At 42.5% G+C, this 25636-nt stretch carries 26 protein-coding genes; 21 read left to right on the top strand and 5 right to left on the bottom strand.

Annotated features, from left to right (window positions below):
• The first annotated feature begins 121 nt into the window (after nucleotides 1–121).
• The 5 genes from typA to ASG93_RS35120 all read left to right on the top strand — a co-directional run bounded on the left by typA (nucleotide 122) and on the right by ASG93_RS35120 (nucleotide 3470).
• Nucleotides 122–1963, top strand: coding sequence for a translational GTPase TypA (gene typA, locus ASG93_RS15555; RefSeq protein WP_056833386.1), 1842 nt, complete (start codon nucleotides 122–124; stop codon nucleotides 1961–1963).
• A 131-nt stretch (nucleotides 1964–2094) separates the two neighbouring features.
• Nucleotides 2095–2370: a YlaH-like family protein gene (locus tag ASG93_RS15550; protein ID WP_056833509.1), complete on the top strand. Its 276-nt coding sequence runs from the start codon at nucleotides 2095–2097 to the stop codon at nucleotides 2368–2370.
• A 62-nt stretch (nucleotides 2371–2432) separates the two neighbouring features.
• Nucleotides 2433–2864, top strand: coding sequence for a hypothetical protein (locus tag ASG93_RS15545; protein WP_056833384.1), 432 nt, complete (start codon nucleotides 2433–2435; stop codon nucleotides 2862–2864).
• Nucleotide 2865: 1 nt separating this feature from the next.
• Nucleotides 2866–3147: a hypothetical protein gene (locus ASG93_RS15540; RefSeq protein ID WP_056833382.1), complete on the top strand. Its 282-nt coding sequence runs from the start codon at nucleotides 2866–2868 to the stop codon at nucleotides 3145–3147.
• 179 nt (nucleotides 3148–3326) lie between these two features.
• Nucleotides 3327–3470 carry a hypothetical protein gene (locus tag ASG93_RS35120; protein WP_154669585.1) on the top strand — a complete coding sequence of 48 codons (144 nt, stop codon included), beginning with the start codon at nucleotides 3327–3329 and terminating at the stop codon, nucleotides 3468–3470.
• Between the two features lie 40 nt (nucleotides 3471–3510).
• On the opposite strand, the gene ASG93_RS15535 is transcribed toward ASG93_RS35120, so the two are convergent.
• Entirely contained in the window at nucleotides 3511–4056 is a 546-nt protein-coding gene (locus tag ASG93_RS15535) for a YhcN/YlaJ family sporulation lipoprotein (protein ID WP_063891874.1), read from the bottom strand.
• 114 nt (nucleotides 4057–4170) lie between these two features.
• Between ASG93_RS15535 and ASG93_RS15530 the strand changes: the two genes are divergently transcribed.
• A complete protein-coding gene (locus tag ASG93_RS15530) occupies nucleotides 4171–5502 on the top strand; it encodes a PhoH family protein (protein ID WP_056833380.1) in 1332 nt (443 codons plus the stop codon).
• 55 nt (nucleotides 5503–5557) lie between these two features.
• Here the strand turns inward: ASG93_RS15530 and ASG93_RS15525 are convergent, their stop codons facing one another.
• The 3 genes from ASG93_RS15525 to ASG93_RS15515 all read right to left on the bottom strand — a co-directional run bounded on the left by ASG93_RS15525 (nucleotide 5558) and on the right by ASG93_RS15515 (nucleotide 8244).
• Complete coding sequence (locus tag ASG93_RS15525) at nucleotides 5558–6046, bottom strand: hypothetical protein (RefSeq protein WP_056833378.1); 489 nt, start codon at nucleotides 6044–6046, stop codon at nucleotides 5558–5560.
• Nucleotides 6047–6083: 37 nt separating this feature from the next.
• Nucleotides 6084–7178, bottom strand: a complete 1095-nt coding sequence (locus tag ASG93_RS15520; RefSeq protein ID WP_056833377.1) for a coiled-coil domain-containing protein — start codon at nucleotides 7176–7178, stop codon at nucleotides 6084–6086.
• Between the two features lie 100 nt (nucleotides 7179–7278).
• Entirely contained in the window at nucleotides 7279–8244 is a 966-nt protein-coding gene (locus ASG93_RS15515) for a hypothetical protein (RefSeq protein ID WP_056833375.1), read from the bottom strand.
• 89 nt (nucleotides 8245–8333) lie between these two features.
• Here ASG93_RS15515 and ASG93_RS15510 point away from each other — a divergent pair, with 89 nt between their 5' ends.
• Complete coding sequence (locus ASG93_RS15510) at nucleotides 8334–9476, top strand: class I SAM-dependent methyltransferase (protein WP_056833372.1); 1143 nt, start codon at nucleotides 8334–8336, stop codon at nucleotides 9474–9476.
• A gap of 53 nt (nucleotides 9477–9529) precedes the next feature.
• On the opposite strand, the gene ASG93_RS15505 is transcribed toward ASG93_RS15510, so the two are convergent.
• Nucleotides 9530–9760, bottom strand: coding sequence for a DUF2626 domain-containing protein (locus ASG93_RS15505; protein ID WP_029196536.1), 231 nt, complete (start codon nucleotides 9758–9760; stop codon nucleotides 9530–9532).
• 388 nt (nucleotides 9761–10148) lie between these two features.
• Between ASG93_RS15505 and ASG93_RS15500 the strand changes: the two genes are divergently transcribed.
• The 14 genes from ASG93_RS15500 to ASG93_RS15435 all read left to right on the top strand — a co-directional run bounded on the left by ASG93_RS15500 (nucleotide 10149) and on the right by ASG93_RS15435 (nucleotide 25625).
• Nucleotides 10149–10802: an RsfA family transcriptional regulator gene (locus ASG93_RS15500; RefSeq protein WP_056833370.1), complete on the top strand. Its 654-nt coding sequence runs from the start codon at nucleotides 10149–10151 to the stop codon at nucleotides 10800–10802.
• Between the two features lie 103 nt (nucleotides 10803–10905).
• A complete protein-coding gene (locus tag ASG93_RS15495; protein WP_056833368.1) occupies nucleotides 10906–11853 on the top strand; it encodes a ketopantoate reductase family protein in 948 nt (315 codons plus the stop codon).
• A gap of 14 nt (nucleotides 11854–11867) precedes the next feature.
• Nucleotides 11868–12269, top strand: a complete 402-nt coding sequence (locus ASG93_RS15490) for a DUF3397 domain-containing protein (RefSeq protein ID WP_056833359.1) — start codon at nucleotides 11868–11870, stop codon at nucleotides 12267–12269.
• Nucleotides 12270–12685: 416 nt separating this feature from the next.
• The gene (locus tag ASG93_RS15485; protein WP_056833356.1) at nucleotides 12686–14368 is read left to right on the top strand and encodes a peptide ABC transporter substrate-binding protein; all 1683 of its coding nucleotides are present in this window, start codon (nucleotides 12686–12688) and stop codon (nucleotides 14366–14368) included.
• Nucleotides 14369–14469: 101 nt separating this feature from the next.
• Nucleotides 14470–15402, top strand: coding sequence for an ABC transporter permease (locus ASG93_RS15480; protein ID WP_029196531.1), 933 nt, complete (start codon nucleotides 14470–14472; stop codon nucleotides 15400–15402).
• 2 nt (nucleotides 15403–15404) lie between these two features.
• A complete protein-coding gene (locus ASG93_RS15475; protein WP_056833354.1) occupies nucleotides 15405–16337 on the top strand; it encodes an ABC transporter permease in 933 nt (310 codons plus the stop codon).
• 13 nt (nucleotides 16338–16350) lie between these two features.
• Complete coding sequence (locus ASG93_RS15470; protein ID WP_056833352.1) at nucleotides 16351–17388, top strand: ABC transporter ATP-binding protein; 1038 nt, start codon at nucleotides 16351–16353, stop codon at nucleotides 17386–17388.
• Nucleotides 17381–18343: an ABC transporter ATP-binding protein gene (locus tag ASG93_RS15465; RefSeq protein WP_056833350.1), complete on the top strand. Its 963-nt coding sequence runs from the start codon at nucleotides 17381–17383 to the stop codon at nucleotides 18341–18343. Before ASG93_RS15470 ends, ASG93_RS15465 begins: the two co-directional genes overlap by 8 nt.
• 144 nt (nucleotides 18344–18487) lie before the next feature.
• Nucleotides 18488–20122, top strand: coding sequence for a bacillithiol biosynthesis cysteine-adding enzyme BshC (gene bshC / locus ASG93_RS15460; protein WP_056833348.1), 1635 nt, complete (start codon nucleotides 18488–18490; stop codon nucleotides 20120–20122).
• A gap of 12 nt (nucleotides 20123–20134) precedes the next feature.
• The gene (locus ASG93_RS15455) at nucleotides 20135–21397 is read left to right on the top strand and encodes an adenosylhomocysteinase (RefSeq protein WP_056833346.1); all 1263 of its coding nucleotides are present in this window, start codon (nucleotides 20135–20137) and stop codon (nucleotides 21395–21397) included.
• A 1199-nt stretch (nucleotides 21398–22596) separates the two neighbouring features.
• Complete coding sequence (locus ASG93_RS15450) at nucleotides 22597–23532, top strand: DUF4349 domain-containing protein (protein WP_162262856.1); 936 nt, start codon at nucleotides 22597–22599, stop codon at nucleotides 23530–23532.
• A 124-nt stretch (nucleotides 23533–23656) separates the two neighbouring features.
• A complete protein-coding gene (gene mraZ, locus ASG93_RS15445) occupies nucleotides 23657–24094 on the top strand; it encodes a division/cell wall cluster transcriptional repressor MraZ (protein WP_056833343.1) in 438 nt (145 codons plus the stop codon).
• A gap of 50 nt (nucleotides 24095–24144) precedes the next feature.
• A complete protein-coding gene (gene rsmH / locus ASG93_RS15440; RefSeq protein WP_056833341.1) occupies nucleotides 24145–25095 on the top strand; it encodes a 16S rRNA (cytosine(1402)-N(4))-methyltransferase RsmH in 951 nt (316 codons plus the stop codon).
• 92 nt (nucleotides 25096–25187) lie between these two features.
• On the top strand, nucleotides 25188–25625 hold the full coding sequence (locus tag ASG93_RS15435) for a septum formation initiator family protein (RefSeq protein WP_056833339.1): 438 nt from the start codon (nucleotides 25188–25190) through the stop codon (nucleotides 25623–25625).
• Nucleotides 25626–25636 lie beyond the last annotated feature (11 nt).

The following is a 25636-nucleotide window of genomic DNA, read 5'->3' as shown; positions in this document are numbered from 1 at the left end:
ACCTTGCATAATGTCGAGAAACTGCGTATAATAAGTATAAATGTCAAGCGTCGGCGCTTTCGTCCGACGCTTGTTTTATGAACAGAGACGAAAATTATAGGGTAGAGAGGGTTTGACATTCATGCACGCAAGAGACAAAATTCGCAATATTGCAATTATCGCACACGTTGACCACGGTAAAACGACACTCGTAGATAAATTACTTCAACAATCCGGTACATTCCGCGAGAACGAGGCTGTTCAAGAGAGAGCAATGGACTCCAACGATCTCGAGAGAGAACGCGGTATTACCATTCTTGCAAAAAATACAGCCATTAATTATAAAGATTACTTGATCAACATTGTGGATACACCTGGACATGCCGATTTCGGCGGTGAAGTAGAGCGTATCATGAAAATGGTAGACGGTGTTTTGCTGGTTGTTGATGCTTTCGAAGGCACAATGCCGCAAACGAAGTTCGTTCTACGTAAAGCATTAGAAAGCAACCTTTCTCCAGTTGTTGTTGTTAACAAAATTGACCGTCCGAATGCGCGTCCTCAAGAGGTTGTCGACGAAGTTCTTGACCTTTTCATTGAACTAGGTGCTACGGATGAGCAGCTTGATTTCCACGTTGTATATGCTTCCGCATTGCAAGGTACTTCAAGTCTTGATCCTGAGAAGCAAGATGACAACATGGAAGCTATTTATGAAACAGTTGTCAATCACATTCCAGCTCCAACGGAAGATGTTGACCAACCGCTTCAATTCCTTGTAACATTGATGGATTACAATGAGTACTTGGGTCGTATCGGCGTAGGCCGTGTGAACCGCGGTAAAATTCGTCAAGGTCAAACCGTTGCGGTTATGACGCGTGAAGGCGGACAAAAGCAAGCTAGAATCGAGAAACTTTTCGGTTTCACAGGCTTGAAACGTATTGAGATCGAAGAAGCAGCTGCAGGGGACATCATTGCCATTGCAGGGATCAAAGATATCAATATTGGTGAAACAGTAGCAGATCCTACAAATCCGGAAGCACTGCCAGTCTTGAAAATTGATGAGCCAACGCTGCAAATGACATTTATCGTAAATAATTCACCATTCGCAGGTCGTGAGGGGAAATGGGTAACTTCCCGTAAAATTCGCGAGCGTCTTTATAAAGAACTTGAAACTGACGTAAGTTTGCGAGTTGAAGATACAGATAGCCCAGACGCTTTCGTTGTATCTGGCCGCGGTGAGCTTCACTTAGGTATTTTGATCGAAAACATGCGCCGTGAAGGCTTTGAATTGCAAGTTTCCAAACCAGAAGTTATCATTCGTCAAATCGACGGTCAAAAAATGGAGCCGATTGAGCGTTTAATCATCGACGTTCCAGAGGATAGCATGGGTTCCGTTATGGAGAGCTTAGGTTCCCGTAAAGCGGAGATGGTCAACATGATCAACAACGGCAGCGGTAACGTTCGTCTTGAGTTCTTAATCCCTGCACGTGGTTTGATCGGTTACAGAACGAACTTCTTAACGTTAACACGCGGCTACGGTATCATGAACCATGCTTTTGACAGCTATGGTCCATACCAAGGAGCTGGTGTTGGCGGACGTCATGAAGGCGTACTTGTTTCCAGCGAATCAGGCGTATCCACATTATACGGAATCCTTTCCGTTGAAGATCGCGGTATCTTGTTCGTTCATCCACAAACGGAAGTTTACGAAGGTATGGTCGTTGGTGAGCATACGCGCGACAATGATATCATCGTTAACATTTGTAAGGAAAAAGCGGTAAACAACATCCGTTCTGCTAACAAAGAAGAAACTGTAAAAATGAAAACTCCTCGTATGTACTCTTTGGAGCAAGCACTTGAGTATTTGAACGATGATGAATATTGTGAAATCACACCGAAATCCGTTCGTATTCGTAAAAAGATTTTGAACAAAAGCGAGCGCGAGCGTGCGGAAAAACACCGCAAAACAGCTGAAGCTAACGTTTAATTCACAAAGTGTTCTAAATATGGGAAATGTGGGCTACAATGCCGCATTTCCCTTTCTTTATTTGTAATTTTGAGTGATAATGATAAATGACTTTACTTTTTGAATGAAATGGAGTGTATGTTTTGACTGCCTTGAACGAGTGGTTTGGAAATCACCTGTACATCACTTATCTATTAATCTTTATATTTATGTCTTATGTGTATAACAAAGTTTTCCGGACGCGTAAATTGCCGGTTCTCAAGACTGCTGTCATCTATGTGCTGCTGGCCATTGGATCAGTTATGCTGCTTGTTTTTCAAATTGTAGGACTGCCTATCGTGCTTTGTCTAACTGTTGCCATATCGTTAATGTTTCTTGTTCGGATTCGGTATTTCATCGAGAAAAGAAGCGGTAATAAACCAACTTAAAGTAAAACTCAAGTTAAGCTTACGAAAGTGAGTTTTCTCACGAAAACTCTTAGGAGGGGCGAATGACTAAGTACTGGTTAACTCCGATTGCAGGCTATTCTCCTCTGGTGTTGGGGGCTGATCGCTTGGACTGCTCTCCACTCACAAAGCTGGAAGCTTTCCGTGAATTGGCGAATGGAAGACACCCCAGATTGTTGTCTATGTATAAAGCTAGTCTACTGTTAAGCGATGATGAAGAGGTATGTGGTTCAGAGCTCGCAGAACTTGATTTATCACATCCTGAGACCGTTGTGTTTGATGGTGACCCTTTTCATTTATCGCATTGCGCAGAAGCCTTTCTAGATCGTCTCCTAAAGCGAGAGGAAGCCAAGGACCTTGTGTCATCGCTTAATGATAGCGCTTTAGATGCACAACAAATCATTTGGAAAAATCAATGGCTTCGTTGGCTTGAGTTAGGCTGCGATGTTATTTTACTTAGAGAGGACGGGCGTTAGAATGAAACTGCAAGACACCTTTTTTAATTGGCTGCAAATGCATATTGTAAGTCAAGCAAGACCGGATGACGAAGCGGCCAAAGAGACGCTTGTTTTTTTTGCGCTTATCTTACGTGAAGATCATGGGGTCAGTCATATGGAAATTGTGGACGAATCCGATCGGATGAAAATTCACATCGCCTATGAACAAGAAGGTGTCAAAAGTAAACAAAGTTTTGATCGAGAATCGGCGGTAAAGCTGCTTGATGATATTAATTCGAATCCGATTTACAATAATCAATAGACGTACATGTTGACGACATAACTTTTTTAAACCGACGTACACTAAGGTATATCTGGCTGAAAAAGGAGTGTTCGCATGAACCGAAAATAGATACATAAAGGTGGAACGCTTGCCACCGGCTATGCTATACTGTAAGTGTAAGGATCGTTTTTAACCACCTAGCAGGAGGCGCAAACGATATGGCTGAACACAACACAGCTTTACCGAAGCAATGGATAGATCGCGCCCAAATGATGACCGAGCCTGAATATGAGAAAACTTGTGTGAGCCGAGTAACTGTGAATCCAGCCGGCCGAGTTTTTGATGCGATAAAAAAAGCCTAGATCTGCGTATGCAGTCAGGCTTTTTGTTATCTTCGGTGGATTACGGGTTCGGCATCTCCGCCGGATTCGTACCATTAGGTCCCGTATTGTTTGGCGTATTGCGAATATCACGCGGCAGCTGAGGCATAACACGGCCTATGATGTCTGCCATTTGCTCTGCGAATCCAGTGATTGGTCTTCCTGCTTGAACATTATCCCGAATGTTGCGCAAGCGTTGATCTAAGTCCAAATCTGCGGTAACTATGGCATTAACTCCGTATGGATCTTTCTTAAGGGCTTCAGCTACCGAATACTTGACGGTGCCGACTTTGGCTCGATCCAAATCTTTCTTAATGTTAATGCCGACAACGGCGGTATTACCGAAGACGACGCAGTGCGCGCTCTCAACCTGAGGGACGCTGGTGGCTAGGTTTTCCAAACGTTCTGCAACAGCCTTCGAATCTTTTATCTCGAGCTTTTGTGGGGCGATTTGTTGAACTTTTACTTGGTTTTGATTCGGATTTTGAGAGGGGGCACCACTTTTCGGCGCTTGACTACAACCAACCGCGAGGGTCAGTATTACTATAAATACGCACAATAGTCTCACTTGAATCGTTCCTTTCTTTCCTGAATCTCGCGTTTAGTTTGTCCAGCACAGCTAGGTTGTATGTAATCTAATATAACCAATGATCTAACGCCAAATCTGGGAGGGGACACACCAATGAAAAAAATTTACGTGTTGGATACCAATGTTCTGCTTCAGGACCCTAATGCTTTATTCGCGTTCGAAGATAATGAAGTAGTCATACCCGCCGTGGTGTTGGAGGAAATCGATTCTAAGAAACGAAATGCGGACGAAATAGGCCGTAATGCGAGACATGTTTCGAGATTGCTGGATGGACTAAGAACTAAAGGCAACTTGTCCGATGGCATCACACTCGATCGTGGCGGCAGCATTAAAGTGGAACTCAACCATCGCAGCTTTGCGAAGCTGCAGGACACATTTGCTGAATTAACGAATGATAACCGAATACTTGCGGTCGCTCTCAACTATCATTTAGAAGAGCAGGAGAATGAATATCCAAGACCAGTCGTTATCGTGAGTAAAGATACATTAGTTCGTATTAAAGCAGATGTCCTCGGTATACCTGCACAGGATTATTTAACCGATCGCATTGTTGCACAAACGGATATGTACACCGGATATATAACGTTATACGTACATCCTTCTATTATTGATGAATTTTATTCTTATCGATTCTTGACTGTGACATCGCTTAATTTGAGTTATATGCTGCATCCTCACGAATTTGTTATTTTGCGGGATGAGCTGGGTTCTTCCAAATCAGCTTTATTGAAAGTGACGCCCGATGCCAAAAAGCTGGAGCCGCTCTTCATGAGTAACGATCCCATTTGGGGGATTGCCGCGCGTAACGCGCAGCAACGAATGGCTCTTGAGCTCCTGCTCAATGACGAAATCCCGCTCGTCACCCTGACTGGGAAAGCGGGTACTGGTAAGACGCTGCTCACATTAGCTGCGGGCCTTATGAAAATAGAAGATGATCGTAAATATAAAAAGTTGCTTATTGCTCGACCTGTTGTTCCAATGGGCAAGGATATTGGTTATCTGCCTGGTGAAAAAGATGAAAAGCTGCGTCCCTGGATGCAGCCGATCTATGATAATTTGGAATATTTATTTGATACCAAAAAGCCGGGAGACATTGAGAAAATACTAGCAGGTCTCGGAAGTATTCAAGTTGAAGCTCTGACGTACATTCGCGGGCGCTCAATTCCTGGCCAATTCATCATTATTGATGAGGCGCAGAACTTATCTAAGCATGAAGTGAAGACGATTGTATCCCGTGTAGGAGAGGGAAGTAAAATTGTTCTTCTAGGTGATCCCGACCAAATCGATCATCCATATCTCGATGCCTCTAGTAATGGATTAACTTATGTTGTGGAACGTTTCAAGCAAGAAGGTATTAGCGGGCATATCACTCTGGAACGTGGTGAACGTTCACATCTGGCGCAATTAGCAGCCGATCTGCTCTAAGAATTCAAAGAAGCCCACATCCCCGACGTGAGGGATGTGGGCTTCTTTGCGTGTTCTATGGCAGTATCTCAATGCGGCATCGATAAGCTTTGGCAATACCCTGCATGAGCTCTTCGAGCTGCCGATCCACGACGTAAACTGTGTGATCCTGAGCCTGGTACTGAGCGAGGAGGTGCTCTTCGATCTGAAGGGCAGCTTGGTCGATTTCAGCTTGCGGGCTATCTGCTGCAAAGCGGAATTGTACGACAAGCTTATCGTATAAATAATTGTGTTCTGCGCGGCTTGTGAAGCCATAATCGCTGAATAGATCAGTCAATTCAGCATCATCCGGCAGCAGACGCAGCTTCATCAGGTTCGTCTCAATATTGAAATGAGCCATAACATCAAGCGCAGCAAGCTGTTGTTCTTCATTGCTGACAATAAGCATTTCTTTGTCGCGGTCAAATAATTCAACTTTACCCGCGAGAGCTTTAACGATCTGTGCGTAAAATCCAGGTATTTTTCCTTCGGGCAGATCCATCATCAGACCAATTTTCGGTTCCATTCGGAGTCCTCACTTTACTTCGTTATCCTCTGCTACTTTACAGGGATAATTTAAGTTTTACAACTGCGAAGCCATTCTTCGTCTCTACACTAACGACATCGAGATAATTAACTATTTTTTTGGGGATGAAACCAAGCTGGAATTCTTTCATGAAGTCTTCAATTGTGGTATCAGGCAGTTGGAAGCCATTGAATTCAAGTTTATCCACAACAAAGCGGACTTCATTCATGTCGGGAAGTTCCTTCAAGATAAACATGCCTTGCAACGCGATTTGGACATGATCTTTTTTGCCTTTTGCAATGATAAACCCATCAGCAAATTCAAAATTCAAATTCTGTAATAGATCATTTTTTGAATGTATGTAAGCATTGAAATCCTTATCACTAATCGTTATAACCGGATTTTTGATAGAAGATAAGTCCATAAATTTACTTTCTTTCGTTACATACTGCGGCAGCTCTCGGAAAGCCGATGATAAACTATTCAAGTACTCGCGGAATAAAGGAATGCCCTCTTGTCTCCATTGGTCATTTAAGCTTTTTATTTGGGCTTCTATGACTTGAGCTTGTGTACTGACGGCTAGTTGTTTGTCCAGCTCTTCTTGAAGCTTTACGAGTCTCTCGCGCTGTGTGAGGAATTTCTCTTTTGTTTTCTGCAGCTGGGCGTGAGAAGAATCGAGTTCGGTTCGCAGGCTTTTCAATTTCTTGAACGATTCGGTGAAAGCTGATAAGGCGCGATGATCATTACTAATGATCATTTGCAGATACTCGAACATTCGCAATGCATCCGTAAAGGAACTAACGGTAAACAGCAGCATCCAGATCGAATCTCGATCACCTGTATAATAAGCTCTCAGCACTTTTCCGGCATGTTTTCGGGTGTTATCAACATTGCTGTTCTGCTTGATAATATCCTGTTCATTTTGTTTGATTTGAGCAACAATGCTTGCATCTTGTTCGTTTAATCGGCTCACTTCTTTATCAATTTCGAAAATGGTAAGCCCTTTTTGGACGAGATCTTTGGCTTCGTCTTGTGTAGGGGTCTTTTCTTCGGCTGAGATTGGTTGAAGTGGCAGTGTTATTTGAGTTAGCAATAGTATGGACAACATCATAGCTACGAATTTATATGTCATTGAACAAATTCTCCCCCTAAGAACAGATTATCATATTTCTATTAAATGAAGCACAAAAAAATACTTACCTCTGGGGAAGAGGTAAGTATTTGGCTTACATCTATTTTTTTGCCGGCGTAATTAATTTCAGGATTTCATCGAAGCTTTTAACGTTTTTAGGTATTTCTTTCGTTAAAGGAGAGGCTTGATTGATAGCATCGTAGGTTTGGTGAAAAAGGATGTGGTTATCCTGCGCCTTGCCGTCTATTGTGATTGTGAAGCCTACATCAATCGTTTGGTCCCGAATAAAGCCGGCGTCATCAATGGCGACAACCATTTTACCCGGAGCTTTAAGTTGGAAGAGATTTGCTTGATTTTTTTTGAGTTGCTCAGCTTTATCAGCAGTAAGGAATCCATTGTTTTGTAATTGCCCAATAAACTCTGGAAGCTTTGTTTGCAGCAGCGTATTCAATTCTTTTTCATTTTTACTAGTAAGTTCAACGCTGATGGATTTAGCAGAAGATCCGTCTTTCAACCTAACCGGTTCCTTGGCTTCTTTATACCATTTTGGGTCAATCCCGCTAAATATTAGATTACCAAGTGTCGTTGACAATTGAGAAGTATTTTTCAAAGTATCTACGGATAAGGGACTCGTGCTGTTCTGACTTATTTTTTGTAGATCGATTGCATAGTACTCGTCAGCTGTTTTATTTAATGCTGGCATATTAAAATACAATTTGCTATCTTTAATGAGAATTGGAATCTCAAATGGGGATGTAGAGCCCTTAGGTGTTATTTTCAAGTCCGTCTGGAACTGAAGTGGATCCACATTGCTAATGCCTTTCCAATCGATTGTGCTTTCTCTGACCAAAGATAACAGCCCGTTCGTTAAAGGGTTGGACGATTTCATCAATCCATCGCCTATAGCTAATGTTGTGCTCCCATCGAAGGTGTAAGATTTCATTTCTTTTTGTTTATTTAGTGATTGTTCGAGTGCTTCTTTGATCTTCGTGTTGTCTGTACAAGCTGTCAACGATATAAGGCTGATCGCCGTTACCGCTGTTAATGTAATCCACTTCTTTGACATGCTTTGCTGTCTCTCCTTCCATAAATCCTTCTTCATTATAATGGTTTCTGTATGTTTTGTCTTTAAGTAAAGAATTGGAGGGTTCTTCATTGAATCATCAGCTCGGACACCCAAGTGTTGTGACAGCCTTGAAAGAGGCTATTCAGTCAGCAGAATTTCAAGCCATCACATTCAGAGACTATATGGAAATTTGTCTATACAGTGAACCCTATGGCTATTATCGAAATGAAAGAACAAAAATCGGTAAACAAGGAGATTTCTACACAAGTTCCTCAATTGGTTCCGTCATGGGGGAAATGGTGGCATCTTTTATTTGTAAGCAGCTGCATAATGAAAGTCCTGAAACAGAACCCGTTCAAATTGTTGAATGGGGAGGGGGCAACGGACGTATGGCCCTTCACATCATGGGCGAAATAAAACGAACTGAACCCGCCATTTATGCCCGTTTAACCTATACTATTATTGAATCTAGCGGTTATCATCGTCAGCAGCAGCGAACACTGCTTGAAGAACATGCCCAAGTTATTCAATTTGCAAGTGAAACAGAATGGTTGGCTCAGCCCCCGCAAGATCAGCTTTATGTTCTTGCAAATGAGCTGTTGGATGCTTTCCCAATCCACCGAATTCGCTATAAAGATTTGCTTTTCCAAGAGTCCTATGTGAAATGGCAAGAAGAAGGACAAACTTTTCAAGAAATTTGGCGTCCTATCAGCTCCCAACGTTTATTAGACTTCCTAGATCGATCCAAAGTTCAATGGTTGGATGGTCAAATAGGGGAGATCAATCTTGAAGCTGAGAGTTGGGTCTCGCGTGTAGCTGAACGGATCCAAAGCGGGAGCTGCATCATTATTGATTATGGCGATACAGCAGAAGAACTGTTCGCTCCTCACCGTTATAATGGAACATTAATGTGCTATCGCAAACACCAAGCTCAGGATGACCCGTTCATCCATCAGGGTGAGCAGGATATGACATCGCATGTTAATTTTAGTTCATGCCAAATAGCTGCAAGTCAGAGTGGTTTTACTGACTGCAAGCTCCAGACGCAACGGGAGTTTTTGGTCGAACAAGGGATATTGCAAAGGCTTCAAAATCACTATGATCCGAACCCTTTCAGTGAAGTATCTAAGCGGAACCGCTCCATTAGGCAGTTACTGCTAAGTGATCAAATGAGTGAGCTATTCAAAGTATTTATCGCAAGCAAGCATTCTCTTCTGAACAAAAAAAGGTGAGCCGCTGAGTAACAGTCGGTTCACCTTTTTGCTTGTTGTTATTGTTGTGGGGTTTAAACAGACATTTTGAAAAATGACCAATACGTAAATCCGCTGAAGGAAATAATCATATATCCCCAGAACAACAATATGTAAGTTCGTTCTGACAAGCGCATATAGCCTAGAATGACGAATACGGCAGTTTGAAAAAAGAAAATCAGAGACATAGGTATCATATCGCCAGCTAAGCTCATTAGTGCGATAACAAGTGTCCAAAAACCTAGAACCCGAAACATGCGATCCATTCTCGTAACATCCCCCTCTCATACCACGTTGCACTTTAACTACAACACATTATACCGTTTGAAATGAGCGGTGTAAACCGTCAAACGGTGACGAAATTGAAAACATTTCATCAGATAGGAGTAGTATGTCTTTTTATCAGGATCCCATGTATGAGTGATAAAAAATTTGGCAATACCATTTAGTATCAAATAGATTCTATGAACTCTAGTACGGGCATAGAAATAATAATAATGGCACGAATCAATTTATCCCTGCTTTCTACGAATTGATTCTTTATTATGATGCATCCCCAATAGGTGAGACTTTGATCTACGCCAAAGAGATCCCACAAAGGAGAGACTTTGCCTACGCCAAAGATCCCTATATTATGTTAGGAGGTTCGACCATATGTCAGCAATTAGACAAGATGCTTGGAGCGATGAAGACGACTTAATCTTAGCGGAAGTGACACTGCGTCACATACGAGAGGGAAGTACACAATTATCTGCATTCGAAGAAGTTGGAGAGCGCATTGGGCGTACAGCAGCAGCATGTGGATTCCGTTGGAACAGTTTTGTAAGGAAAAAATATGAAGCGGCTATTCAGATTGCCAAAGCGCAGCGTCAAAAAAGAACGCAGCTCAAAAAGCACGCGGCCGTCTCGATTTCCGGTTCCTCTTCCGTTGGACTACTGGATGGACCTGAGCTGTCTACGGGCAAAGTAGAGACATTCACGGAAGAAACATTATCGATCGATGCTGTGATCCGGTTTCTAAGGCAATGGAGAAATACGTACCAAGATATGAATCGCCATATCAAAAATTTAGAAAAAGAACTGCAAGACAAAGAGGACGAACTAGATAGACTTGGCAGAGAAAACAACAAGCTGAATAAGCAAGTTAATGAAGTAGAAACGGATTATCGTGTTGTGAATGATGATTATAAAGCATTGATTCAAATTATGGATCGTGCTAGGAAAATGGCCTTCCTTGTGGAAGAAGAGGAAGAAGAGAAGCCGCGGTTCAAGATGGATGCGAATGGTAACCTGGAAAGAGTAGATTAAGCTGCCCTCCATCCTTAGATATAGAAGCTTCAGAACAAGGAGAGCCCTTGGACTGGGGCTTTTTTGTTGTATAATGAGACTTGTATGTAAAGGGGGAAATGAGATGCGTATCATGATTGTTGGTGCAGGCTCCTTAGGGCTTCTATTCGCTGCCAAGTTGTCTGCTTTTTGTGAACATATGACAGTCATTGCAAGATCAAGAGAACAAGCAGATGAGCTAGCTCAGAAGGGAATTGAGTTGGTTGGAACTGCAGAGTCAATTAGGACTACTCGTAGTGGAGTCATAGATTTTCGCTACTATTTAGAAGAAGCAGGGACGGCTAGTTCGTCTTTACATCATTTTGATTACATATTTCTCATGGTCAAACAGCCTGCTATTACACAAGAACTAATAAACAATTTGAAGTCTCAAATGTCTAAAGACACCTATTTAATAAGTTTCCAGAATGGAATAGGGCACGAAGTGAGCTTAGGTAAAGAGCTTGGGCGGGATAGCTTGCTGTTCGCTGTAACGACGGAAGGGGCTAGACGAGAGGGCTTGACGACCGTTACTCACACAGGACATGGTGTCAGTTATATAGGAAAAACAGAAGATTCGGATCATGTTGTAGATTCGACACATATTTTGTTAATTGAGATGCTTGAGAAGGCAGGATTTCATACAATGATGTCGAAGAACATGGATGTAAGGATTTGGAGCAAGTTGACGATAAATGCAGTAATCAATCCGCTTACCGCAATTTTACGTGTGAAGAACGGAGAGCTGCTGCTTTCACCTTGGGCGCGCGCACTCATGAATGACCTTTATCAAGAAACTCGTTTGGTGGCGACTGCCAAGGGGATTTTCCTGCCTGATGAGTTATGGGACACGCTTCTTAGCGTCTGCGAAGCCACAAGCCTTAATCATTCATCTATGCTTCAGGATATTGAACAGTCCCGACGGACGGAGATCGATCATATTAACGGAAGCCTAGTGAAACTGGCAAAAGAATTAAATCTTGAGATTCCGACTCACCAAACCGTGTACCAATTAGTGAAAGCACTAGAATAAGTAGGTGATTCTTAATGATGAATGTGCTAGCCAGTTGGATATCAACGATATATGCGGTCTTAGCAGTGGCGCCGTTTATTACGTTTGTCCTTATGTGGTTTCTAGTTTTTGTTTTTCTTAGAGATAAGAAGATGACAACAAGACTTACCATGGATGTGACGACGTTATTTCTGCTGGGCTCTGTTTCTTTGATGTGGAATCAACTATTTCATACGAATTTTGGTTTCTGGCTAATTGCGCTCGTGCTGCTCATCGCTTTTGGGATCATTGGTGGTTATCAGACGCATTTGAAAGGAAAAACCGAATTATTAAAGGTTAGCAGGGTAGTATGGAGGCTTAGTTTTCTAGTTCTATCAGCACTTTATATCCTGCTATTTTTCGTGCATATAGGGAAAAATTATATATTTTCGACCTAATCAAGACAATTTTGCGGAAATATTATGAATAAATCAATTTTAAGTATGTGTTTGTAATATTTATTAAAGAATTGTAGAAAATAACAATGAAATCCGTCTAGATTTTATTGACCGATGGTTGTATAATTAGAAACCGTAAAGGACCTTTTTTTCATATTATTTTAACAAAGGTGAATTAAATTTTTATCGAAGTGAATAAAAAGGTAAATTTGTTCTGGACAAAGCATAGTAATATGTTATAATTCCTTGCGTAGAGTCTAGTAAATTTTTTTACCAGAGGTTCATGTTAGATATACTAACGTGCGTGAAGCGGTTTCATTTGTTTTTGGGTTTAAGGTGTAAGGTTTATGCGAGTAAAGCTATCAAAAACACCTAACCATAGATGTTTAGATACATATTTTAAAGGAGGAGTTTATATGAAAGCGACGAAATGGGTTTCTACAGCAGTAGCATTAACGCTTATGGGTAGTGTGGCAATTGGTTGTGCCAAAAAAGAGGAACCATCTGCATCACCAACTGGAGATACTAAAGGTACAGCAGCTCCTGCGGCATCTAACAAACCGCAAGAAATTAAAATCAACTTTACAGCAGAGCCGCCTGTTATGGATAGCTCCAAAGCAACTGCTAATGCTGCTTTCACATTCATGAGCGCATTTAACGAAGGTTTATACCGTATTGATAAAGACGGCAAAGCAACTCCTGGACTTGCAAAAGACGCACCTAAAATATCTAATGATGGTCTAACGTACACGATCGACATTCGTGACAACGCAAACTGGTCAGATGGTCAACCTGTTAAAGCTCAAGATTTCGTATATTCCTTCAAACGTACATTAGATCCAGCAACAAAGGGGCAATATAGCTTCGTAGTAGCTTGGATTAAAGGCGGAGAAGCTGTAACGAAAGCAAAAACACCTGAAGAGGTTAAAAAAGCTCAAGATGCACTTGGCGTAAAAGCAATTAGCGACAAACAGCTTGAAATTAAACTTGAGAAACCAGTTACCTTCTTTACACAAATGCTTGCGTTCGGAACTTTCTTGCCGCAAAGAGAAGATTTCGTTACAAAAGCTGGCGATAAATATGGAGCAGAAGCTGATAAAGTAATTGGTGCAGGTCCATTTATTTTAAGCAAATGGGATCATGGCCAAACACTTGAACTTGTTAAAAACGATAAATATTGGGACGCTGCTAACGTTAAACTTACGAAAGCAACTGTCAATATCGTAAAAGATACAAATACAGGACTTAACCTATACGAAACAGATGCAGCTGATTTGACTGAAATCAATCGCGATCAACTTAAACTATATGCAGGCAAACCAGACAATTTGCCAAAACCTGAGTTGACTAACTCTTATCTGATGTACCAAACTAAAAAAGTTCCTGCCTTGGCTAACAAGAAAATTCGTCAAGCTTTAGGTATGGCAATCGATCGTCAAGCGTATGTAGATACCGTTCTTGCTAACGGATCTGTGGCTTCCACAGGACTAGTGCCTGGTGGTACTTCAGATGGTGCAGGCGGGGATTTCCGTAAATCCGCTGGCGAAACACAACCTAAATTCGATGCTGCCAAAGCAAAACAATTGCTTACTGAAGGTTTGAAAGAAGCTGGCTTGACGGCTCTTCCGAAAATGAAAGTGAATGCGGATGATACAGAAACTGCGAAAAAATCACTTGAGTTCATCCTTGCTCAATGGAAACAAAACCTTGGATACGAAGCAGAAGCGAACCCAGTTCCGCATGCATTACGTATCGAGTTGTCTTCTAAACATGATTTCGATATCGCACTTTCCCTATGGGGCGCGGATTACAACGATCCAATGACGTTCTTGGATATGTGGGTAACTGGCGGAGAGTTCGATGAAGGCGACTACAGTAACCCGCAGTATGATACTTTAGTTAAGCAAGCTCAAGCAGAAACTGATGCTACCAAACGTGCGAAAGCATTGGTTGAAGCTGAGAAAATCCTGATGGATGATCAAGGTGTATCACCGCTTTACTTCCGTACGCGTGCTTACTTGAAAAAGGCTCCAGTTGACGGTTTGATTCTTCCATCTTTTGGTCAAGAATGGGAATTGAAATGGACATCTATTAAGTAGTCCAAACAGCATATCATTAAAGAAGAAGGGGCCGTTCGCACCTCGTGGGAGCGGCCCCTTCTAAATTTCTCAGCAGTTAATTTTAATAAAGGAGGAGCATTATGGTTAAGTTCATTCTTCGCCGTTTCTTATATGCGCTTATTACGTTATGGCTTATTGCATCATTCACTTTCGTATTGATGAAAAACTTACCAGGTAATCCACTAGGAGAAGGCGCCGAAAAGATTCCTAAGGCTACGAAAGAGATGCTGATGAAGCAATACGGTTTAGATAAGCCACTATGGGAACAATACTTGACATTCATGAACAATATCATCCATGGCGATCTAGGAGCTTCCTTTCAATTCCCTGCTCACAAAGTTACTGATATTATCAAACAAGCATTTCCTTCTTCACTAGAACTAGGGTTGATCTCTATCGCTATTGCTATTATTGCAGGTCTTACTTTAGGGATTATTGCTTCCTTGAAGCATAATAAAGCAGGCGATTACACGGCAATGTTTATTGCGATTCTCGGTGTATCTATCCCATCATTTGTTCTTGGTCCATTGCTTTCTTATTATATCGGTGTAAAATGGGGTATTCTTCCTGCGGGTTTATGGAAAGGTCCAAGTTATCGAGTTTTACCAGCACTTGCGCTTTCTTTCGGAACGATTGCCATTTTGGCACGTTTAATGCGTACATCTATGTTAGACGTACTCAACCAGGATTATATTAAGACTGCCAAATCCAAAGGTTTAACCAACTTTACTGTTGTTGTTAAGCATACGATTAGAAATGCTATCCTACCAGTTATTACGATTATTGGACCAATATTTGTAAACGTAATCACAGGAACGCTAGTAGTTGAACAAATTTTCTCCGTGCCGGGCCTGGGTAAACACTTTGTATCATCCGTTTATTCAAACGATTACACCATGATTTCTGGATTGACGATTTTTTACTCAAGTATTCTTATCTTAGTAATCTTTATCACAGACGTAGTGTATGGCTTTGTAGACCCTAGAATTCGTCTTGGGAAAGGCGGGAAATAATCATGCAAACACCAAATAATGCAACTGAGAATAACTACAAGTTTGCTCCCGTTTCAAATAAATCTTTAACTGGCGAAAAAATTGTTAGACCTTCGCTCAATTATTGGCAGGACGCATGGAGACGACTTAAGAAAAATAGACTGGCTATGGCTGGCTTAATTATATTAGTTACCTTGATCGTATTAGCGATTATTGTACCTTTTGTTTCAAGCTATGATTATCAGACGCAAAACTTAAAAGTAAAAAATGTGGCTCCAAGTGGTGAACACTGGTTCGGTACAGATGACTTCGGACGCGATGTTTGGACCCGTATATGGTGGGGAACACGTATCTCCTTATTTATCGGGATTGTAGCAGCTTTAATTGATTTGGTTATCGGTGTTCTTTATGGTGGTATTTCTGCGTACTATGGCGGGAAAGTTGATGAAGTAATGCAGCGTACGATTGAAATCGTCTATGCGATTCCTTTCTTATTGATCGCGATTCTACTCATTATGGTTATCGGTTCCGGTATTTCATCGATTATTTTGGCTATGGCCATAACGGGTTGGGTACCAATGGCGCGTTTGGTTCGCGGTCAAATGCTAACGTTGAAAGAGCAAGAGTTCGTGCTTGCTTCTCGTACGCTTGGTGCATCGCCAATGAGAATTATTATGCGCAGCTTGATTCCTAATGCGTTAGGTATCATCATCGTGCAAATTACCTTTGTTGTTCCAGCCGCTATCTTTACTGAAGCATTCCTTAGCTTCATTGGTCTTGGTGTTAAACCGCCGCTCGCATCGCTGGGTAACTTGCTATCTGACGGCGCCAACTATATTCGGTTATATCCGCATCGCCTTATTTTCCCGACTATTATTTTCAGCTTGATTCTATTAAGCTTCAATTTACTCGGCGACGGGCTTCGTGATGCGCTTGATCCAAAAATGCGCAAGTAAGAAGGGGTGAATAATGATGAGCACCAATAACAATTTACTTGAAGTAAAAGATTTGAGAGTTTCTTTCCGGACATATGCGGGGGAAGTTCAAGCTGTTCGCGGCGTATCTTTTTCTTTGAAAAAAGGTGAAGTGTTGGCGATTGTAGGTGAATCCGGCTGCGGTAAATCCGTTACGGCACAAACGCTCATGCGTTTAATTCCTACTCCGCCTAGCTATATAAAAAGCGGTTCTATCATGTTTGACGGGAAAGTGGATATTACCAAGCTTTCCAACAAACAAATGGAGAAAATTCGCGGATCCGAAATGGGTATGATCTTCCAGGATCCGATGACTTCTTTGAATCCGACGATGAAAGTCGGCGATCAAATTACTGAAGGTTTGATCAAGCATGAAGGTTTGAACAAAAAGGCTGCAACTGAGAAAGCGATTGAAATTCTCAAGCTTGTAGGCATTAACTCCCCAGAGGGCCGGATTCATCAGTATCCACATGAGCTCTCCGGTGGTATGCGTCAACGTGTTATGATTGCTATCGCACTTGCATGTTCACCAAAACTGCTTATCGCAGATGAGCCAACAACGGCTCTTGACGTGACGATCCAGGCGCAAATCATTGATCTGATGAAGACGATCTCTGTAAAAACGGACTCATCAATTATTTTAATTACGCATGACCTTGGTGTTGTGGCTGATATGGCTCAGCGTGTTGTCGTTATGTATGCTGGAAAAATTATTGAGCAAGGTACAGTAGATGAAATTTTCTATGAGCCACAGCATCCATATACATGGGGCTTGCTTCGTTCAGTGCCGCGTTTGGATACGAATAGTAATGAAGAGCTAGTACCAATTCCGGGTACTCCACCAGATCTATTCGCACCTCCAAAAGGGTGTGCTTTTGCAGCAAGATGTCCATATGCCATGAATCATTGTTTGGAAGAAGATCCAGAGCATACGTCGCTTTCTGAGACGCACAGTGCCGCTTGCTGGTTGCTGCACCCAGATGCACCGAAGGTTGAACGTCCTGTAGGAGTGGGAGGTCATCAACATGTCTAAAGCTAATCAACCTATCTTACAAATTCGTAATATGAAGAAGCATTTTAACCTTGGCAACGGTAAAGTGTTGAAAGCTGTTGACAATTTCTCTATAGAAATTAAACGCGGTGAAACATTTGGTCTCGTAGGGGAATCCGGGTGTGGGAAGTCGACTGCGGGCAGAACGATTATCAAGCTTTATGATGCAACGGAAGGCGAAGTTATTTTCGACGGTGAAGATGTTCATAAGTTGAAGGGCAAAAAGTTGAAAGACTTTAATCGGAATATGCAAATGGTATTCCAAGATCCTTACGCTTCTTTGAACCCTCGTATGACGGTTGGAAATATCATTGCTGAAGGTATTGATATTCATGGTTTGTACAAAGGCGCTAAACGTAAAGAACGCGTAATGGAATTGCTGCGCGCTGTTGGTTTGAACGATGAGCATGCCAACCGTTTCCCGCATGAGTTTTCCGGCGGTCAGCGTCAACGTATCGGGATTGCCCGTGCGCTTGCGATTGAGCCGAAATTCATTATTGCGGATGAGCCGATCTCTGCATTGGACGTTTCCGTTCAGGCACAGGTTGTAAACCTGTTCAAAAGATTACAGAAAGAAATGGGCTTGACTTACTTGTTTATCGCGCATGATTTGGCGATGGTTAAGCATATTTCCGATCGTATCGGCGTTATGTACCTTGGTAACCTTGTTGAGGTAACGACGTCTGACGCACTTTACGCGAAGCCGCTTCATCCTTACACACAATCACTGCTTTCGGCGATTCCGATCCCAGATCCGGAAATTGAGCGTACACGTGATCGCATCATTCTACAAGGTGATGTACCAAGTCCGCTTAATCCGCCTAGCGGATGTCCGTTCCGTACGCGCTGTCCGCAAGCAATGCCGCAGTGTGCGGAATCAATGCCGCCATCAAAAGAAGTGGAACCCAATCACTTCGTAGCTTGTCATTTGTATTAAGATTATCCGGCCGTCCCTTCAGGGGGCGGCTATTTATTGTTCAATTGTAATTATTAAAAATACAGTTTTGACGATTGCTGACCTTACGTGTACAATCAAAGAATAGTTGTTTTATTTGGTATGAAGAGGAGACACTAATCGCGTATGCAAATAGAAACTTTTCATTGGAAGAAAAATCAGAAGTTAGCGGAAGATTACATAGCTCAAACGGATAATGCTAAGGCTTTATATCCTTACCATTTCGGGAACTTGGCAGACTGGCAGTCTCGGGTGCAATGGTTAGACGAACCAAAGACTTCACCTCAAGTTGATCGAGGGCGCTTGGTGCAAGTTTTACAGAAATATAATGAGAAAATTGGGAATGCACAAGCTGCATTTGACCAAATCTCAGCATTGGCTGATAAGAATACACTTGCCATTGTTGGTGGCCAGCAAGCTGGATTGTTCGGCGGTTCACTGCTTGTATTGTACAAAGCCATTACCATTGTTCAATTGGCTCGTGAATGGAGTGGGAAATTACAACGGCCTGTTGTACCGATCTTTTGGATCGCTGGCGAGGATCATGATTTCGATGAGGTTAATCATACGTACGCGCTATCGAATGCCCAGCAGATTGAGAAAATCAAGGTTGATCATCCGACAGGGCGACGCACATCCGTCAGTAGGCTGCCTATTGAACCTGATGCATGGAAAGAGGCCTTAACCGCGTTAGATCAATCTCTGATGGATACAGAGTTTAAAGCTTCGCTAATCGCTAAGCTGGAGGGAACAATAGAGGATGGGGCGACCTTATCTGATGCTTTTGCTCGCTGGATGGCAATCCTATTTGGTGAATACGGTCTTGTCCTTATAGATTCCGATGAACCCTCCCTGCGAGCTTTGGAAGCGCCCATGTTTGAGCAGTTGATCTTACAGAATGAAGCATTCTCGGGATCATTACAGAAGAGTCAGGATGCTGCTCAGCAAGCAGGATATGAGAGTCAAGCTGAAATAAGTAAAGACGGAGCTAATTTGTTTGTATTTGCAGATGGACAGCGGCTGCTGCTGCATCGTGAAGGTGAACGATTTACAGATAAGAAGCAGGATAATAGTTTTACAAAACAGCAGCTTCAAGATTTAGCATTAACAACGCCTGAGAATTTGAGTAATAACGTGATGTCGCGGCCTCTTATGCAAGAATTTCTATTTCCTGTTCTCGCTACTGTGTTAGGGCCAGGGGAGATTGCTTATTGGTCGCTGACGAAGCATGCTTTTGAACAGTTTGGCATGAAAATGCCGATCATAGCACCACGCATGGAGTTTACGTTGATTGAAGGTACGGTTCTGAAGCAAATGAACAAATATGGCTTTACATTTGAAGACGTTCTTGAACGCTTTGAACACAAGAAGCAAGAATGGTTGGATGCGCAAGATACCTTGCAATTGAATGAGCGCTTCGAAGCCGTAAAATCCGATTTCAGTATGAACTACGCGCCGCTTGTGGAATCTCTTGTTGCGATCAACCCCGGGGTTAAGAAGCTTGGCGAAACTAATTTAGCGAAAATCCTGGAGCAAATCGATTTTTTACGTAATAAAGCAGGAGAAGCCTATAAGACGCAATTCGATGCGGCATTGCGACAATTAGAACGCATAAGACTAACGATTTTGCCGTTCGCCAAGCCGCAAGAAAGAGTGTATAATGGGTGTGCTTATATGAATCGGTATGGGAATGAATGGCTCCGAGACTTAGTTGAGACGCCAATTCCTGTGGATGGTTTGCATCGTATTTATTATTTATAGGAGGAAACGAACATGACAACTGTAGAAAAGAGTATTGTTGCTGATATAACACTGGCACCTGAAGGTCATTTGAAAATTGATTGGGTTCAGGCGCATATGCCTGTTTTGAATCGTATTCGTGAGCAATTTGAGAAAGAGCAGCCTTTTAAAGGGTTAAAAGTGGCTATTTCCTTGCATCTAGAAGCGAAAACAGCCTATTTAGCCAAAGTAGTAAAAGCTGGTGGAGCTGAAGTAACGATTACTGGAAGCAATCCGCTATCAACACAAGATGACGTTTGTGCGGCGCTTGTTGAGGATGGTATTACTGTTTTTGCGAAATACAATCCGAGTCCGGAAGAGTACAAAGAGCTCTTGATTAAAGCGCTCGAAACGAAGCCTGATCTGATCATTGATGATGGTGGCGATTTGGTTTCTATCCTACATTCCGAACGTAAAGATTTGGCTGTACAAGTTCGCGGCGGGGCTGAAGAAACAACAACTGGTATTCTTCGTTTGAAAGCGATGGAGAAAGAAGGCAAGCTTGAATTCCCGATGGTCGCAGTTAACGATGCGTTCTGTAAATACTTGTTCGATAATCGTTATGGAACAGGTCAATCCGTTTGGGATGGCATCAACCGTACAACTAACTTAGTTGTAGCTGGTAAAACGGTTGTTGTTGTCGGTTATGGCTGGTGTGGTAAAGGTGTGGCAATGCGTGCTAAAGGTTTGGGCGCTAATGTAATTGTAACAGAAATTGATGCAATTAAAGGTGTCGAGGCCTACATGGATGGCTTTGCTGTAATGCCAATGCTGGAAGCGGCGAAATTGGGCGATTTCTTCGTAACGGTTACGGGTAATCGTGACGTGATTCGTGGAGAGCACTACAAAGTAATGAAAGATGGCGCGATTCTTTCGAATGCAGGCCACTTCGATGTAGAAGTAAACAAACCGGAACTTGAAGCAATGTCTTCTTCCAAGCGTACAGTAAGACGCAATATTGAAGAGTACCAACTAACAGACGGTCGCAAAGTATACATACTTGCTGAGGGACGTTTGGTTAACCTAGCTGCTGGTGATGGTCATCCGGCTGAAATTATGGATATGACGTTCGCGCTGCAAGCTATGTCACTGAAATATGTCAATGATGAGTACAAGAAATTAGGCAAAAGCGTTGTCAATGTACCTTATGTGCTGGATGAGCAAGTTGCTCGATTCAAGTTGGAATCACTTGGCACTAGCATTGATTCGTTGACAGAAGAGCAGAAGATGTATCTGGACAGCTGGGCGGAGCATTAAGATTTAAAGGAGTCTAAGGTCTCCTTTTGAGCATACAAGAGCTTTAGAGAACATAATAGGCTTTGAAAAGCTTGGAAAGAATTAAGAACTTCTAGAACCTTTCAGACCACTATTTGAGTGGGTTGGAAGGTTCTTTGTTTTGTGTAGGAAATTAGCATCATACGAATCTGTGGATAAGTGTTTAGAATGGAAATGGGGGATGTACGATTCATTGCGGATGAATGAGCGTAGGGGATAAGGTTGGGGAGGAACCGACATTTTTTTGTCCAGCATGTAATGGAACGATGGTAAGAAAAGGAAAAGCCGAGGGTAGGATGAGCCATTGGATAGAAGTGTTTATTCGTCCACAGGGTCATTTTGTTCAAGTAATTTATATGTTTTTGGTTAAGTGAAGAGTTAACCCTTATTTCCATATAAAAAAATGTGTTTTGGGTTGGCGCGAACTTTAACAAGAAGGAGTGATGGTAATTATGGTAAACCTGCAATTGTGCAGGCTTTTTTCTTTTGGATAGCTCCTGTTCATAAATACCTGCAATTGTGCAGGCTTTTGCGGGCTTTTTTTAATATCAGGATGGAGAAACTCCCAAAAATTCCTGCATTTTTGCAGGCTTTTCCTCTTTTTAAACGATTTCAGCAAAAATATTCTGTACTTTTGCAGTAATTTTGGCTGTTCCTCCTCGTACGGCCTGCGTTTATTTGGAACGGAAGCGCAGGATGGTCTTGCTGTGAAGTCGATATTCGACTTCTCAGACTTTACCGATGAGCCTCGGCTCGCAGAGCTCTCGCTAAGAGCGCGGTTTTGGCGCTTATTTGTTCGGGCGCTTCTGAATAAGCGCGGTTCTCACGCTTAATTGTTTCGCAATGAATACGGAACAAAGGTTTGACGAGGCTAAGGCTTATTTTATCAGCCAAAATTTGTTGAAGTTACTCGCTGATTTGCAACCTTTCGAGCGTAACCCCCGTTTATAGGGTGTATAACCTATATTTGGTAGCGAGGGGATGGCAAGATGGGGGTCTTAAAAAGCAAAGTGCACGGCAGTTTCATGCAAAGTAGTACTGCAGCTAACAAAACAAAGAGGAATAGGTTTGGTCGGAAGATTTCTTTCTTGCTTGCCGCGTGCATGCTAGTAATTGGTCTACTATCAGGCTGTAGTTCTTCAAAAAATGAATCCTCAATGTCATCATCGGCGGACATGAAAATGGTTGCAACGAGCGACGCAATAAAGCCAGAATCTGCAAAGTCACTTGATGCTAAGTCCGCAGCTCCAGCTGCTGCTGCAGGGAAAGCAGATGAGCTAGCGCCTACGGAAGTAAAAAACGCACCGATCACGGTCATGCCGGCAACGGGAAACGATGAAGCAGCGGGATTTAATCGTAAGTTAATCTACCGAGCTAACTTGGTTATGCCTGTAGAGGACTACAGCAAGGCTCAGACAGCTCTCCGAGACTTGGTAGCGCTTAGTGGGGCATATATTCTGCAATTTTCGGAAAATGCGAATACGGGGGAACGTGGCGGAACATATACAATTAAAGTAGCAGCAAATGGGTTTGTGTCCTTGCTAGATGGCTTAGAGAAGATGAGTCCATCGCTCCAACGGAATGTACAAGGGCAAGACGTTACAGAGGAGTATGTAGATCTTAATTCACGCCTCAAAGCCAAACAAATGGTGGAAACCCGACTATTGGGCTTTATGGAGAAAGCTTCAAAAACGGATGAGCTGCTCGCTTTCTCAAACGAGCTGTCCAAGGTACAGGAAGCGATTGAACAGATAAAGGGGCGAATAAGGTATTTGGATCAAAATGTCTCATTCTCGACGATTGAGCTTCGTATGTACCAGCAAACGGGTAATAAGCCGCTGCTATCTGATCCTAATAAGCTAACGCTAATGGAACGTATTCAAAAAGCATGGAATTCAAGCCTAAATGTACTGGTTGCAGTCATGCAAGGTATTCTCGTTTTCCTAGCAGCTGCATTTCCGATTCTCGTCATTGGCCTCCTGATCGGCGTACCGATCTGGGTATTCAGACGCAAAAGAAATAAACAACTGCATGAGATGCGATTGCAGCTCAAAGAGCAAAATGCTTCTTTAAACGCACTTGAAGATGAGAAACAAGGAACAAAAGACGCAGAATAGACCTAAAATTGAAAATAATTTTGAAAATCCTGCTCTCAAAGCAGGATTTCTTTTATTTTTAGCGAATATTGATTCAAATGTGGTGGAAAGTGGTACAAAGTGGAGGAAAGGGGGGCGCCGTGCTATGTTCATGGGTGAATATCAACATAGCATCGACGAAAAAGGCCGAATGATCATCCCGGCCAAGTTTCGAGAAGCCCTCGGCGACTCATTTGTCATCACCCGCGGTCTGGATCAGTGCTTATTCGTTTATCCGCAATCGGAATGGGCGATACTCGAGCAGAAGCTCAAAGTACTGCCGCTAATGAAATCAGATGCGCGTGCCTTCACCCGGTTCTTCTTCTCCGGTGCAACGGAGTGTGACCTCGATAAGCAAGGGAGAGCGAACATTCCAGGTAACCTCGTGGACCATGCCAAACTTGAAAAGGATTGTGTGGTAATCGGTGTTTCCAACCGAGTTGAGATTTGGAGTAAGCAAATTTGGGAAAGCTATGCCAATGAATCCGAACAGTCATTCAATGAAATAGCTGAGAAACTCGTCGATTTTAATTTTGATTTATAGAGGCTTATGAAGTTAGTTTTGCCAAGGCAAAACTTTTAGGAGGACACCAAGTGTTTCATCATGTGACGGTACTAAAGGAAGAATCTGTTGAAGGTTTACATATAAAGCCAGATGGCGTTTACGTGGATTGTACGATGGGAGGGGCAGGACATAGTTCCCTAATTGCATCTAAATTAGGTCCAAATGGCTTGTTGATTGCTCTAGATCAGGATGATGTCGCATTAGCGAATGCTCAAACCGTGTTAGCGCCTTACCTGGATCGCGTGAAAATCGTAAAAAGCAATTTCAGAGAGTTGGAGCAAGTGCTTCAGAATGAGCCTAGAGCACTTCGTGACGGCAAGCCGCAGGTGGATGGAATTCTCTTCGATCTAGGCGTGTCATCTCCACAGCTTGATGAAGGGGATCGTGGTTTCAGCTACAACCATGATGCTGAGCTCGACATGAGGATGGATCGTTCGATGGAATTAACCGCCAAAACGATCGTCAATGAGTGGCCCGCTGACAAAATTGCGCGAATTTTGTTTGAATATGGCGAAGAGAAGTTTTCCAGGCGGATCGCAGGCGTCATTGTGGAAGCGCGGACCAAACAACCGATTGAAACTACTGGTGAGCTAGTGGAGCTGATCAAGGAAGGTATTCCGGCAGCAGCAAGAAGAACCGGCGGTCACCCAGCGAAGCGGAGTTTCCAAGCGCTGCGTATCGCGGTGAACGATGAGCTAGGAGCTTTTGAAGAAGCGCTGGAGCAATCACTCCGTTGTTTAGCCCCACAAGGCAGAGTCGCTGTAATTACCTTCCACTCACTGGAAGATCGCATATGCAAACAATTTTTTGTAAAAAACGTTGAAAAATGTACCTGTCCTTCGGATCTTCCATTTTGTGTTTGCGAGAAGACCGGAGTTGTCAAATTAGTAACACGAAAACCAATTTTACCAAGCGAACATGAGCTTGAAGTTAATCAAAGAGCAAGATCTGCGAAGCTGCGAATCGCTGAAAAGCTTTAAATTTAAATTGCCCACAAAAAGAAGACAAGCTCTGAAGCTTATTCCTATTACTTTGCGGGGGCCCCAAATAAACACAAGGGAGGAAATGAATTATGCCATCTTATATCCAAGGCAATTTGGCTATTGATCCAAAACGTTCGGCACCGGCACCTAAAGTGAAGATCAAAGAAACAACGAAGGTTGTATATCGCAATAAAACGTTGCCGACACAAGAGAAAATGCTATATTTATTCACGGTAATCCTTTGTGTCATTGTGGCGGGTATTATTATCTGGCGTTATGCGGCTATTTATCAGATGAATGCTAATATATTGAAAATGCAAAGTGAAATTCGTGAGATGCAAGCTCAGAACAGTGCTTTGAAGCAAGAAGTAGAAAAGCTGCAAAGTCCTGAACGTATGAAGGGTGAGGCTGTGCGGCTTGGTTTTAATTTAGGAGATGAAAAGAAAGTCAGTTTAGTCACTCCAGAAAAAACAAAATCAAATACAAGCAGCAGCAAAAATAATAAAGTAGCTTCTTCTAAACCGTAATGGGCAGGTAT

Origin of the sequence: Paenibacillus sp. Soil787, from assembly GCF_001429545.1 — a bacterium.
Classification (GTDB): Bacteria; Bacillota; Bacilli; order Paenibacillales; family NBRC-103111; genus Paenibacillus_E.
This window is presented reverse-complemented; position numbering and strand designations above follow the sequence as displayed.

Excerpts from the sequence above, each read along its gene's own strand:
- ASG93_RS15470 (WP_056833352.1), top strand. The coding sequence starts at position 16,351 with ATGATGAGCACCAATAACAATTTACTTGAAGTAAAAGATTTGAGAGTT.
- ASG93_RS15435 (WP_056833339.1), top strand. The coding sequence starts at position 25,188 with ATGCCATCTTATATCCAAGGCAATTTGGCTATTGATCCAAAACGTTCG.
- mraZ (WP_056833343.1), top strand. The coding sequence starts at position 23,657 with ATGTTCATGGGTGAATATCAACATAGCATCGACGAAAAAGGCCGAATG.
- ASG93_RS15490 (WP_056833359.1), top strand. The coding sequence starts at position 11,868 with ATGATGAATGTGCTAGCCAGTTGGATATCAACGATATATGCGGTCTTA.
- ASG93_RS15480 (WP_029196531.1), top strand. The coding sequence starts at position 14,470 with ATGGTTAAGTTCATTCTTCGCCGTTTCTTATATGCGCTTATTACGTTA.
- ASG93_RS15495 (WP_056833368.1), top strand. The coding sequence starts at position 10,906 with ATGCGTATCATGATTGTTGGTGCAGGCTCCTTAGGGCTTCTATTCGCT.
- ASG93_RS15455 (WP_056833346.1), top strand. The coding sequence starts at position 20,135 with ATGACAACTGTAGAAAAGAGTATTGTTGCTGATATAACACTGGCACCT.
- ASG93_RS15485 (WP_056833356.1), top strand. The coding sequence starts at position 12,686 with ATGAAAGCGACGAAATGGGTTTCTACAGCAGTAGCATTAACGCTTATG.
- ASG93_RS15515 (WP_056833375.1), bottom strand. The coding sequence starts at position 8,244 with ATGTCAAAGAAGTGGATTACATTAACAGCGGTAACGGCGATCAGCCTT.
- ASG93_RS15530 (WP_056833380.1), top strand. The coding sequence starts at position 4,171 with ATGAAAAAAATTTACGTGTTGGATACCAATGTTCTGCTTCAGGACCCT.
- ASG93_RS15520 (WP_056833377.1), bottom strand. The coding sequence starts at position 7,178 with ATGACATATAAATTCGTAGCTATGATGTTGTCCATACTATTGCTAACT.
- typA (WP_056833386.1), top strand. The coding sequence starts at position 122 with ATGCACGCAAGAGACAAAATTCGCAATATTGCAATTATCGCACACGTT.
- ASG93_RS15500 (WP_056833370.1), top strand. The coding sequence starts at position 10,149 with ATGTCAGCAATTAGACAAGATGCTTGGAGCGATGAAGACGACTTAATC.
- ASG93_RS15545 (WP_056833384.1), top strand. The coding sequence starts at position 2,433 with ATGACTAAGTACTGGTTAACTCCGATTGCAGGCTATTCTCCTCTGGTG.
- ASG93_RS15450 (WP_162262856.1), top strand. The coding sequence starts at position 22,597 with ATGGTTGCAACGAGCGACGCAATAAAGCCAGAATCTGCAAAGTCACTT.
- ASG93_RS35120 (WP_154669585.1), top strand. The coding sequence starts at position 3,327 with ATGGCTGAACACAACACAGCTTTACCGAAGCAATGGATAGATCGCGCC.
- ASG93_RS15475 (WP_056833354.1), top strand. The coding sequence starts at position 15,405 with ATGCAAACACCAAATAATGCAACTGAGAATAACTACAAGTTTGCTCCC.
- ASG93_RS15465 (WP_056833350.1), top strand. The coding sequence starts at position 17,381 with ATGTCTAAAGCTAATCAACCTATCTTACAAATTCGTAATATGAAGAAG.
- ASG93_RS15505 (WP_029196536.1), bottom strand. The coding sequence starts at position 9,760 with ATGGATCGCATGTTTCGGGTTCTAGGTTTTTGGACACTTGTTATCGCA.
- bshC (WP_056833348.1), top strand. The coding sequence starts at position 18,488 with ATGCAAATAGAAACTTTTCATTGGAAGAAAAATCAGAAGTTAGCGGAA.
- ASG93_RS15540 (WP_056833382.1), top strand. The coding sequence starts at position 2,866 with ATGAAACTGCAAGACACCTTTTTTAATTGGCTGCAAATGCATATTGTA.
- ASG93_RS15525 (WP_056833378.1), bottom strand. The coding sequence starts at position 6,046 with ATGGAACCGAAAATTGGTCTGATGATGGATCTGCCCGAAGGAAAAATA.